The organism is Paenibacillus sp. FSL R5-0912, from assembly GCF_000758605.1.
GTDB lineage: Bacteria > Bacillota > Bacilli > Paenibacillales > Paenibacillaceae > Paenibacillus_AQ.
The window spans coordinates 5807453-5819224 of sequence record NZ_CP009282.1; the positions used below are offsets into that span (position 1 = coordinate 5807453).

The window sequence follows — 11772 nt, forward strand, 5'->3', positions numbered from 1 at the left end:
TCTGATATTAACATAAAACCCTGTACGGCGGTATCCTTTTCTCCGATGCATAAAACCAGCCCTCTCTTCTAAACCTAACAGGTATTACAATGCCAGGAAGGAGCGGAAACCATGTCACGAAAAAACTTAACCGTCGCCGGTCTGGTCACTGCTGCGCTGACGGTGGTGCTGCTTACTTTTGCCCTGCGGCCGGAAGACAGCGCCATAAGCAGTACCCTCAGACAAGCCTCTGTGCCGAATCCCTCTCAGGAGAAAATCATCAAGAAAACAGCCCTGGTACAGGATGTGAGTGCTACTGACCGCCTGAACCGCGTGGATGTAAGCAAACATCTTAGAACTATGCTATCGGATACCCACGGCGCTTCGCCTGAGGATATCTCAGCATATGCCAGGAACTTACAGCAGGGACACGGTCATATCACCATGCTGATGCTGATTGATTTCCGCACGCAGAAGACAACTACCTATAAATCCTCTCTTCCGGAAGGAACGGACCAGGAGAACAAGCAGCTGCTCAAATACCTGAACACAGCCAAGTCGGCCATCAAGGGGCATCAAGCCTATGAGTCCCCGTCTTTTGTAATCGGCAGCAAGAAATATTATTTCGTGGCACAGCGTGACCAGGAGGGCCAGCTCGGCGTCATTGCCCTGATCAATCAGAAGATTCTTGACCGGGTAGCCCAGCACCAGCTGAAGAATCTCCGTCTGATCCCTTACCCTAAGGAAGGCAAGTACCGCGTAGAATCCGTTCATGCCGATACGCTGCAGGATCTCACTGTCAAGACAGGCCATGACAATGAGAATGCCAGCCATTACTACGAGAGCGAGATCGTCGTCCGCTTCCCTAACGGGCATCCTACAGCAGGCCAGCTTCAGACCATTGCCGCAGATATTCAGTGCAAGGAGCCGCGTAAGCTGGGGTATGCCTATATTTTCCGCTCAGAGAAGATGAACTATTCCCAGCTCAAAACCTACTTCGCTTATAAATGGCACCCGCAATACTCCGAGCCTCACTATATGTATTTAACCAATGATACAGTGAGCGAAAATACAGGTGCCAATGTTATAACGCCTAATGATCTGCTCTTCTCCACCTATCAGTGGAATCTGCCGGCCATTGAAACAGAATTGGGCTGGAATCTGTCCAAAGGCAGCAAGGAAGTCGTTGTAGCCGTGGTGGATACCGGAGTTCAGGCGGACCATCCCGATCTGCAGGGCCAGCTGCTGGCCGGATATAATGCGATAACTAACGGTGGAGCGCCGGATGATGATGTCGGGCACGGCACGCATGTCTCAGGCATCATCGGAGCGTTGACCAATAATGAGGAAGGTGTGGCCGGCATCAGCTGGTATAACAAGATCCTTCCGGTAAAAGCGCTCGACAACTCCGGGGCTGGCACCACTTATTCTGTTGCCGAAGGCATTATCTGGGCTGCCGACCATGGCGCCAAAGTGATTAATCTCAGCCTGGGCAATTATGCCGACTCCCAGTTCCTGCATGATGCCATTAAATATGCCTATGACCGCGACGTTGTCATTGTCTCCGCTTCCGGCAATGACAATACCGAGCGGCCGGGCTACCCGGCGGCCTATGAGGAGGTAATTGCCGTGGCCGCAACCAATTCCACCGGAGAGAGAGCGTCTTTCTCCAATTACGGGGATTATATCGATGTGGCCGCCCCCGGGGAAAGTATCGCCAGCACCTATCCTGATAATCAGTATGCGGCATTATCCGGTACCTCGATGGCCAGCCCCCATGTGGCAGCGCTCGCCGGGCTGGTACGCTCGCTGAACCCCGGGCTGACCAATAAGGAAGTAACCGAGCTACTGACCTCAAATGCGGTGGATCTGGGTGATGCCGGACATGATAAATACTTTGGCTGGGGTCAGGTAGATATCTACCAGACCCTTCAGGCTGCCGGCGGAGGCCAAGTTCCCCTGCAGTTATTCCCTCAGAATGTCGGTAAACAGCTGAAATCTATGCAATGAGTTACACGCTTGTCCGCCCGGCCAGACGCGTGAGGCTTATTGGCGGATTGAACGCAGATGCCGGTCCAGCAGGCGCAGGAACTGTCTGAGCCCGCGCTCCATGTCTTCTTGCGTAAGCTGCGAATAACAGAGCCGGATATGGCGGGAAGGCGTGTCTCCGGCATAGCAGACATCTCCGGGCAGGAAGGATATCCCTTCCTGATCAGCCAGCGCATGCAGCTTGTCTATCCCGGGGGATTCGGGCAGCTGCAGCCATAAGTTCAGGCCGCCCTCAGGCAGCGTCCAGCTGACTCCGGCCGGGGCATACTGCTTCAGAAGCATCGCCGCCGCTTCCTTGCGAAGGCGCAGGGCGGTCCGCAGCTTCGCCGCGTAGGCCTCATACCTGCGGTCGATGAACGGCAATACTGCCCGCTGGGTCAGCAGCGGACTGCCCAGGTCACTCGACGACTTGGCGGCAATCAGCCTGGACAGGATATTGCCTTCAGCGGCAACGCAGGCGATCCGGCATCCGGGCGCGAGCACTTTGCTGAAGCTCTTCATATAGACTACATGCCCGGCGCCATCCATCGATTTGATCGACGGCGGAGGCGGCTGATGGAAATACAGATCACTGAACGGATCATCCTCCACAATGAGACAGCGGTAACTGCGGGCAAGCTCCAGCAGCCGCTGTCTTCTTGTTATGCTCATCGTAGCGCCGCTGGGATTCTGAAAGGTAGGGTTCGTATAGATGAGCTTCGGCGGTCTGCGGTCACACATTGCAGTAAGCCGGTCCACCCGCATCCCTTGCTCATCCATCGGAACGAAGATCATCTCTGCCCCCCGTCCGGCAAAAACATCAATGGCACCCGTATAGCTAGGCGCCTCCAGATATACGGTATCCCCGGGACCGACGAAGGTCCGGGCCACCAGATCGATTCCCTGCTGTGAACCGCTGGTAATCATTAAGTCATTGGACCCAATCGCTATGCCCCGGCTCTGCAGATGCCTGCGCATCACCTCCCGCAGCTCCTGATCGCCCTGGAAATTCCCGTAGGAGGCCATCAGCTCTGGCTCTTCTTGTACCAGAGCCGCCATAGTGGCACCAATCGGTTCAAGCGGAAGGAGGCTGCTGTGTATCGCTGCCAGATGGAAGGGATACTGCACTTCCGAATAATTGAAGTTGCGCCACAGCTGTGCCCGCGGCAGGTAGTCGTCATAAGCGTCCTGCCATCCGGCTGAAGTATCGGGCACATTCCGCTGCCGCTCCGCTACATAACAGCCTTTGCCCTGGCTGCAGATAATATGACCGCGGGTTTCCAGATCAGCATAAGCCTTGCTGACGGTTACCTGGCTTACCTTCAAGGAGGAGGCCAGACCTCTTACGGAGGGCAGCTTACTCCCCGGCTGGAGCAGTCCGGAAGTGATCCGCTGGGCTATGGTCTCACTGATCTGCTGTGGCAGAGATTTAGTGCCGCTGCGGAGTAAATCAATACGCATCCCGTTTCCCCCTTGACTGTTATATTTAGCGCTTTACTGTTATACTGCTATACCGTTATGATACAACAAAATTCAGATTAGCGGGGAGCATGAACCATGAAGATTAATTATGCTGAGATGACGAATCACCTGGGGTCCTCAGCTGTCCGTGACATTCTCAAAATTACGCAGGGCAAAGATATTATCTCGCTGGCGGGCGGCTTGCCTGCTGAGGAGCTGTTCCCTGTAGAGGCTGTCCGCGATGCCTATAACCGTGTACTCGCCAGTGATGTTTCAGCGCTGCAATACGGCTTAACCGAGGGATACCTTCCGCTGCGTGAAGCGGTCGCTGCAAGATTGGGACAGCAGGGCATTCCGGTGTCCGCACAGGAAATGCTCCTCACCACCGGTTCCCAGCAGGCTATAGATCTGCTCTGCAGAATACTTATTGATCCGGGTGATGCCGTACTGGTGGAAGCTCCTACTTATCTGGCTGCCCTGCAGGTGCTGGGAACTTACCGCGCAGACATCCGCGTGGTGGACAGCGATGAACAAGGTATGCTGCCTGAGCATCTCGAAGAACAGCTCCGTAAGCACCGGCCTAAGCTCCTGTATGCCGTCCCTACGTTCAACAATCCTTCAGGTGCGACCTGGAGCAAAGAACGCCGCGAACAGGTTGTAGGGCTATGCCGGAAATACGGCGTGCTGATATTGGAAGACAATCCGTACGGGGAGATTACCTTCGATGAAATTCCTGGAGCTTATCCGCCCACACTTGCCTCCATCGACAGAAATCTGGATGGTAGTTCCTGTGTGGTCTATACAGGCACCTTCTCCAAAATCGTGGCACCAGGGCTGCGCACAGGCTGGATCATCGGCCCTTCAGAGCTGATCCGCATCATCGCTAAAGCCAAGCAGGCTGCTGATCTGCATTCCAGCGCCATTGATCAGCGCGCCCTGCATGAACTTCTGCAGAGGTTTGACCTAGAAGAACATATCCGCCTGATCTCCCGTGAATATCAGTCACGGATGAAGCTGCTCTCGGCCGAGCTCTCCTCACGGAACTGGGAGGGGGCCAGCTTCCTTGAGCCGCGCGGCGGCATGTTCCTATGGCTGACCCTGTCCGGCCGCATTAATACTGCTGAGCTGCTGCCGCTTGCCGTAGAGCAGGGCGTCGCCTTCGTTCCCGGCGAGGTATTCTACTCCGCCGGGCCGCTGAAGAATGCGATGCGCCTCAACTTCACCCATACGCGGCCGGAGCTGCTGCCCCTTGCGGTGCAGCGGCTGGAAGTAGCCATGTCCCGGTATGAGGAACGTCTGCTTCCTATGTAGCCATTGCTCCGAAAGTTACCTATAACTATATACAAAAGGCGGCCCCCTGAGGAGGCCGCCGTCTTAATGTCTGTAAGTGTATTGAGTTACCGCACAGTGCTTATTCGTTGTCAGTTAGGAAAGTTTGCCGTAAGCCGGGTTCTGTGCTCGTTGTGGTTCAAACGGGAACTACCCTCCCACCATAAGCGACAATCATCTATCTAGGCCATACATTACTGCACAGCTCCAGCGACCAACCTAGACACGCCTCAGGCGAAGGCTGCTTCTCCCGGTTAGGGAAGATGCTGCGTCTCATTAGGTCTTGCTCCAGATGGGGTTTACCAGGAACGAAGTCACCAGCGTTCCTCGGGGTCTCTTACACCTCGGTTCCATCCTTGCCTGTGCTGCCCGAAAGCAGCCATCGGCGGTCCATTTCTGTGGCACTATCCTTCGGCTCGCGCCGACTGGACGTTATCCAGCATCCTGCCTTATGGAGCCCGGACTTTCCTCCCGCGGCGTTCTCACGCACACCGGCGATTGTCTGTCAAACTTTCCGGAACAACATTGTATATTATACAGACTTGCACCAGCGGACACAAGTGTTAATAATTTCAATTACAGCCGCTTAGAGGAAATTGAAAGGCTCGGTGTCCAGCTTGGAGGCATACACCACAGTACTGCACTTATGCTCTGTCAGCTTGCCGGTAAGAAACTCCGCAACTTTCTCCTTCATGATCTTCTCTGCATTATGCCCCGGGTCAATCAGTGCGATGCCTGCCAGGTGTGCATCCTGCGCCGTATGGTAATCGATATCACCAGTCACCAGCACATCCGCTCCTTTGAAGATGGCACTGCTGTAATACTTGGCACCGGACCCGCCCATAACAGCTGCCTTGCGGATAGGCCGGTTCAAATCACCAACGACACGCACATGGTCAACATCCAGACCGCTCTTCACGGTCTCCACGAACTCTCCCAGCGTAGTTGGCTCCTTAAGCTTACCCACTCTTCCAAGGCCGAGGCTGCGTCCCTTGAGGTCCATGGAATAGAGATCATAAGCCACCTCTTCATACGGATGAGCCTTCAGCATAGCCTGCACAACCTTATTGCGGATCGGATGCGGCACAATGGTCTCAATGCGGATCTCTTCAGCCCGTTCCAGCTTGCCTTGCTTGCCGATATAAGGGTCTGTTCCCTCCTGAGGAATGAAGGTGCCATAACCTTCGATGTTGAAGCTGCAATGGCTATAATTGCCGATCCAGCCCGCACCGGCATTCAGAATCGCATCCAGCACCTTCTGATGGTGATCCTTCGGCACAAAAACAACGAGCTTGGACAATTGCTCCGTATGAATATCCTTGATCGGTGCACCGTTCTCAATACCCAGCGCTTCCGCCATCCAGTCGTTCATTCCGCCTTCCGCCACATCCAGATTGGTATGGCTGATATAGACGGCAATGTCGTTTTTGATCAGCTTCTCATACAGCCGGCCCATGGGAGTGTCTGTGAGAATGCCTTTGACCGGCCGGAAAATAATCGCGTGATGGGCGATAATCAGATTACAGCCTTGGGCAATCGCTTCGTCCACGACACTGTCATTGACATCCAGTGCCACCAGTACGCCGATAATCTCCTTCTGCAGGCTGCCCAGCTGAAGCCCGACATTATCCCATTCCTCCGCCAGATGCTTCGGGGCAAGCTGCTCCATATATCCAATTACAGTCTGTCCTTTGGCAAACATTCCAGCACCTCCGCTATCCGCTTGATTTGTGCATTGATCTTGCTGCGCTTCTCTTCTGCCGCCTCCTGCTCAGAACGCGACAGTGAGGCCAGAATTCCTTCCAGCTTGGAGATTTCCCCCCGCCACTTCGCCGTGAACACTTCATTCGGCGCTTGCAGCAGCCAAGGCCCCATCTGCAGGAGCAGGGACTGATCAAGGACCACCCCGCCGCCGGCGAGCGCTTGTTCCCGGTATAGCTGTTCATTCGTCCGGCCAGCTTCACTGCCTTCAGGGACCGCTGTCAGGATCTCATAAGTTTTGCCGTCTTCCTCCAAAATATGCTCCGAGATCAGCACCCAGCCGTTACCAAGCAACCAGCGGCGCAGAATATCCTCGCCCACATTCGGCTGCAGCGCAAGTGTCTTCACCCCGGCCAGCTTCCCCTGCTTCTGACCGCGATCAAGAATAGCGGCGATTAGCGATCCGCCCATACCGGCAATCGTGATGCAGTCTGCTTCTCCCGGCTCCAGCACCTCCAACCCGTCCCCGCGCCGCACGGCAATCTTCCGGCTGAGGCCAGCTTCAGCTACGCCTCTGCCTGCTGCTTCATACGGTCCCAGGTTTACTTCCCCCGCAATTGCCGAAGGCACACGCCCGCTCTCCACTGCGGCTACAGGGAGCAAGGCATGATCCGAACCGATATCGGCAAGCCTGCTTCCTTCCGGTACCTGCTCCAGCAGAAGCTGAAGCCGGTCTGATAATTTTATATTGTTCATGAGGCCACCCACGTTATCCATTTTTTTCTGAAGATGAACAGCAGCGCTAAGCCAACAGCGATCTTCAGTATTAATACAAGCGAAGTCCATTCCGGGAATCCCGATCTGAGCCATAGCGCATCGATTTCCGGCATCAGCCAGAGTGAAGCGCCGACGCCCAGGTATACACCTGAGACCCCGCTAACCCGATGATACAAAAGCCAGCTTAGCCAGATCATCAGCACACAGAGCGGAAGCCAGAGCAGCTCCAGCATGAGAATGGAAGCATCCGGCCTCGCCTGGCCAAAGAATCCGGCATACAGCAGCGCCCAAAAAGCAAAACCGCAAAAATGAAGGAGTCCGATACGCAGAAAGAATCCAAGTACACACCATAGGAGACCGCAGGCTGCAATCAGCAAAGGTCTCCAAAAATCGGGATCCAGATCATGCAGTGCAATTAGCCACAACCCGAACCCAAGGGTTAACACGCTGCCGATTCCCGCCAGTACCAGACTAATCATCTTGTTACGGTCCAGATAAATAGCCGAATAGCCATAACAAACAATTAATACACAGAGCGCCGTGGCAAGTTGCAAAGGCCAGGGAAAAACGCTAAAATAAAGACTAATCAAGAAAATCAAGGAAATTATTCCAAAACCAAACAGCCATATTTTGATGCTTCCCTGCTGGAGATTCCGCAGCGACACCGGATTGCTATCCTTAATTTCTGCTTGATCATCATACAGGTTGGTCAGGAAATCACAATATTGCTCCGGCAGCAGCTTGCTTCTTCTCCAGTACTGAATTTCTCTTAAAATAGTGTCACGTTTCTCCAAATTCAACGGCTCATCCCTCTTTCCAGATCTTGCCTCCGGCCTGTTACAAAACTCCCCGCAAAGTGGGGCTTTAGCTTCGATGATGACTCAGGTACTTTGCGGGGACCCAGAATATACACAAAGGACCTCCTGCCACCGTGCAGCAGAAGGTCCGGCCCTATACGTCTATTCGAGGAAATCCTTCAACCGCTTACTGCGGCTCGGGTGACGCAGCTTGCGCAGTGCTTTGGCTTCAATCTGGCGGATACGCTCGCGGGTAACGCCGAACACCTTACCCACTTCTTCAAGCGTTCTCGTCCGTCCGTCATCCAGTCCGAAGCGCAGGCGAAGTACATTCTCTTCACGCTCGGTGAGCGTGTCCAGCACATCCTCCAGCTGTTCCTTCAGCAGCTCATATGCCGCTGCATCCGCAGGCGCAAGCGCCTCCTGATCCTCAATGAAATCTCCCAGATGCGAATCATCTTCCTCACCGATTGGTGTTTCCAGTGATACCGGCTCCTGGGCAATCTTCATGATTTCCCGAACCTTCTCTACGGTCAGTTCCATCTCAGCCGCAATCTCTTCCGGCGAAGGCTCACGTCCCAGTTCCTGCAGCAATTGGCGGGAAACCCGGATTAATTTGTTGATGGTCTCCACCATGTGCACGGGAATACGGATCGTCCGTGCCTGGTCGGCAATCGCGCGGGTAATCGCCTGACGAATCCACCAGGTTGCATAGGTACTGAATTTGAAGCCTTTATTGTGGTCAAATTTCTCAACGGCCTTGATCAGACCCATGTTGCCTTCCTGAATCAAATCCAGGAACAGCATGCCGCGTCCGACATAACGTTTGGCGATACTGACTACGAGACGCAGGTTTGCTTCTGCAAGTCTCCGCTTCGCTTCCTCGTCACCATTCTTGATTCTCATTGCCAGTTCCACTTCATCGTCAGCCGATAACAGCGGAACACGCCCGATTTCCTTCAGATACATCCGGACGGGGTCGTTGATCTTGATGCCCGGAGGCAGCGACAGATCGTCGTCGAAGCTGAAATCATCACTGTCTTTGTCCTCATTATCCTCACTGGGCCGGAGGCTGTTGACCTCTTCATCATTCTCATTGACAACTTCGATCCCCAGATCGCTCAGCTGCTCGTAGAATTCCTCCATCTGCTCGGGGTCTTGATCAAACGGCGATAATTTCTCCATAATATCTTTGTAGTTGAGTGATGATCTTTTCTTACCATGATCAATAAGCTGATCCTTAACCTGATCCAGAGTAAATTCCGCTTCCAGTTCAGTATGCTGATCGTTCGCCATAATTCGACTCCCTCCTCCCTAGGTACATCCTGTCAATGTCTCATTGTCTCTCTAGGGCTAAAATTTCACTTGCTATTTGTGCTGCACGCAAAAAGTCACCGGATTTTTCCGCCTGAATCATCTCTTCACGCTTGGGTTCGATTTTGCGCTGCAGAGGATACTTCTGCACTTCACGAATGCAATCGTCCAGAACCTGGGTATTCCAGTCCGGAGGGGTATCCATCATGGAGATCGCCGTAGCAGTCTTCTCCAGACGGTCATCCTGAAGCGATGATAGAAACCGGCTGATGCCGGGTGGTTTGCCTTGCGCATAATAGGCATATAGATAAGCAGCAATTGCCGCATGATCATCAATATTGAACTCTTCCCCGAGGCGTTCGCCCACATAGGCCGCCGCCTCCGGATCTTGAATCATCAGTGATAAAAGGCGCCGTTCCGCAACATGGTAAGCAGGCAGCAGCGTAGGTGTCTGCACCTGCCCTTTTTTATGCCTACCATTATTCCACCTTTTGTCGTTATTATCCCCTTCGGGAATGTTTTTTTGCATGGACGCCCGAAGTAAATTGCAATCCTGCTTCAAGCTGTCATAGGACAGCTCCAGCTCGGAGGCGATTTCCCTCAGATATACCTCACGCTCCGTCGAAGAATGGAGTCCGGCAATAATCTCCAGAGCCTCCTTGACATAGGCAATTTTGCCGTCTTCCTCTAGGAGTATATGGTTTTTTTTCAGATATATAAGCTTAAATTTTATGGAGGATACGGCGGAGTCAATCACCTGCTCCCTGAATCTGTCCCCGCCATGCCGGTTGATGAATTCATCGGGGTCCAGGCCGCTCGGGAGCAGCGCAACCTTAACTCTCAGCCCGCTTTCTTCGAGCAGCGGAATGGCCTTGAGTGCGGCAGCTTGTCCCGCCTTATCTCCGTCATAGGAGAGAACTATCTCATCCCCCAGGCTTTTCATCAGCGCCACATGGCCCTCGGTGAGCGATGTACCCATGGTTGCCACCCCGTTATGCACACCTGCATCCCAAGCCGAAATGACATCACCGTATCCCTCGAACAGGACGATTTGCCGCGTTTTGCGGATGGATGCTTTGGCCTGGTGCAAATTGTACAGGATCCGGCTTTTGTTGAATAACCGGCTCTCTGGGGAATTCAGATATTTCGGCTGCCCTTCACCGAATATTCTTCCGGCAAAGGCGATGGTCTTGCCCATGCGGTTAGCAATCGGAAAAATGACCCGGCCGCGGAAACGGTCCAGATAACCCTTGCCTTCCCCCCGGGCAGACAGCAGTCCGCCCTTCTCCATTTCGGCGAGATCAAAGCTCCGTTTCTCCAGAAACTGCAGCAGTGTATCCCAACGGTCCGGCGCATAGCCAATTTGAAACTGGTCAATCATTTTATCGCTGAACCCCCGGGTTCTTAAATAATCCATGGCGGCTGTGCCGTATTCCGTGTTCTTCAGCAGATAATGATAATACTTCGCCGATAAATCATACGCCTGAATCAGCCGATCCCGCTCTGGATCGGGTGGAGCGAGCGCTCCACCTCTGCCCTCGGGCACGGGTATATCACTTTCTTCCGCCATTATTCTGACTGCTTCGGGAAAGGATAATCCTTCGATCTCCATCCTGAACTTGATGGCATTTCCACCCATACCGCAGCCAAAGCAATGAAATACTCCCCGGTCAGGGGTGACGGTGAAGGAAGGGGATTTCTCCGAATGGAACGGGCAGAGGCCCCATAAATATTTCCCCTGCTTGGACAAATGGACAACCTTACCGACTGTATCGACAATATCATGCCGCGCCAGCACGCTTTCGATAACCTCTTCCGGAATATTACCGTGTCCGCTAGCCACATTAGCCACCTTCATCTCTTAACAAATAAATATAATTCGCTATAGCTGTACATTCTCCTGCAAAAAAGTTAAAAGTTTTGTCAGTTTATGTTGAAAATAAATTTTTTCCTCTGCGGTAATCGCTTTTGGACCCTTGGAATAGTGGCCGCGCCTGCGCTCTACCGCCCGGGCATGCCTGCCCTCCAGCATAAAATCCATTTTGGAATCCTCATACTCCTGCCCCCGGTTCGAGAGCACCCTGCAGCGTTTGCCCAGCGCCAGCGCCGCAAGTCCATAATCCTGCGTAATTACGACATCTCCCGCAGAAATATGATTGGCGATATACAAATCGGCACTGTCAGCTCCGCGGTCCACCTGGACAACCGTGACACCTTCTTCAGCTTTGAGCACATGGTCGTAAGAAGAAACCATCAGCACCGGTATGCCAAAGCTGCGGGCCACGGTATTAATCTCCTGTTTGACCGGACAAGCATCCCCATCAACGACGATCTTTCTTTCCTGGGACCTTACCATGATTCTCACCAAATTCCCGTGTAATATATA

General features: G+C 53.4%; 9 protein-coding genes and 1 other RNA gene. 2 read left to right on the forward strand and 8 right to left on the reverse strand.

The genetic code is table 11. The features are described 5' to 3' along the window. Window positions 1-111: 111 nt before the first annotated feature. Complete coding sequence (locus tag R50912_RS24650; RefSeq protein ID WP_042238556.1) at window positions 112-1989, forward strand: S8 family peptidase; 1878 nt, start codon at window positions 112-114, stop codon at window positions 1987-1989. Window positions 1990-2025: 36 nt separating this feature from the next. Here R50912_RS24650 and pdxR read toward each other — a convergent pair whose 3' ends face one another. Further along, window positions 2026-3468 (reverse strand): MocR-like pyridoxine biosynthesis transcription factor PdxR, encoded by a 1443-nt coding sequence (gene pdxR, locus R50912_RS24655; RefSeq protein WP_042238557.1) that lies wholly within the window; start codon window positions 3466-3468, stop codon window positions 2026-2028. Window positions 3469-3564: 96 nt separating this feature from the next. Between pdxR and R50912_RS24660 the strand changes: the two genes are divergently transcribed. Beyond that, window positions 3565-4779, forward strand: a complete 1215-nt coding sequence (locus R50912_RS24660) for an aminotransferase-like domain-containing protein (protein WP_042238558.1) — start codon at window positions 3565-3567, stop codon at window positions 4777-4779. Window positions 4780-4894: 115 nt separating this feature from the next. Here R50912_RS24660 and rnpB read toward each other — a convergent pair. The 7 genes from rnpB to R50912_RS24690 all read right to left on the reverse strand — a co-directional run bounded on the left by rnpB (window position 4895) and on the right by R50912_RS24690 (window position 11742). Continuing rightward, window positions 4895-5311: RNase P RNA component class A (rnpB, locus tag R50912_RS33785), an RNA gene on the reverse strand. Between the two features lie 72 nt (window positions 5312-5383). After that, complete coding sequence (locus R50912_RS24665) at window positions 5384-6499, reverse strand: Nif3-like dinuclear metal center hexameric protein (RefSeq protein ID WP_042238559.1); 1116 nt, start codon at window positions 6497-6499, stop codon at window positions 5384-5386. Continuing rightward, window positions 6475-7245 (reverse strand): tRNA (adenine(22)-N(1))-methyltransferase, encoded by a 771-nt coding sequence (locus tag R50912_RS24670; protein ID WP_042243205.1) that lies wholly within the window; start codon window positions 7243-7245, stop codon window positions 6475-6477. The genes R50912_RS24665 and R50912_RS24670 overlap by 25 nt, the downstream gene beginning before the upstream one ends. Before the next feature lie 5 nt (window positions 7246-7250). Beyond that, the gene (locus R50912_RS24675) at window positions 7251-8075 is read right to left on the reverse strand and encodes a hypothetical protein (protein ID WP_042238560.1); all 825 of its coding nucleotides are present in this window, start codon (window positions 8073-8075) and stop codon (window positions 7251-7253) included. 159 nt (window positions 8076-8234) lie between these two features. Then, window positions 8235-9368, reverse strand: coding sequence for an RNA polymerase sigma factor RpoD (rpoD, locus tag R50912_RS24680; RefSeq protein ID WP_039304147.1), 1134 nt, complete (start codon window positions 9366-9368; stop codon window positions 8235-8237). A 40-nt stretch (window positions 9369-9408) separates the two neighbouring features. Continuing rightward, the gene (gene dnaG, locus R50912_RS24685; RefSeq protein ID WP_231637709.1) at window positions 9409-11244 is read right to left on the reverse strand and encodes a DNA primase; all 1836 of its coding nucleotides are present in this window, start codon (window positions 11242-11244) and stop codon (window positions 9409-9411) included. Between the two features lie 24 nt (window positions 11245-11268). Then, entirely contained in the window at window positions 11269-11742 is a 474-nt protein-coding gene (locus R50912_RS24690; protein ID WP_039304144.1) for a YaiI/YqxD family protein, read from the reverse strand. Window positions 11743-11772 lie beyond the last annotated feature (30 nt).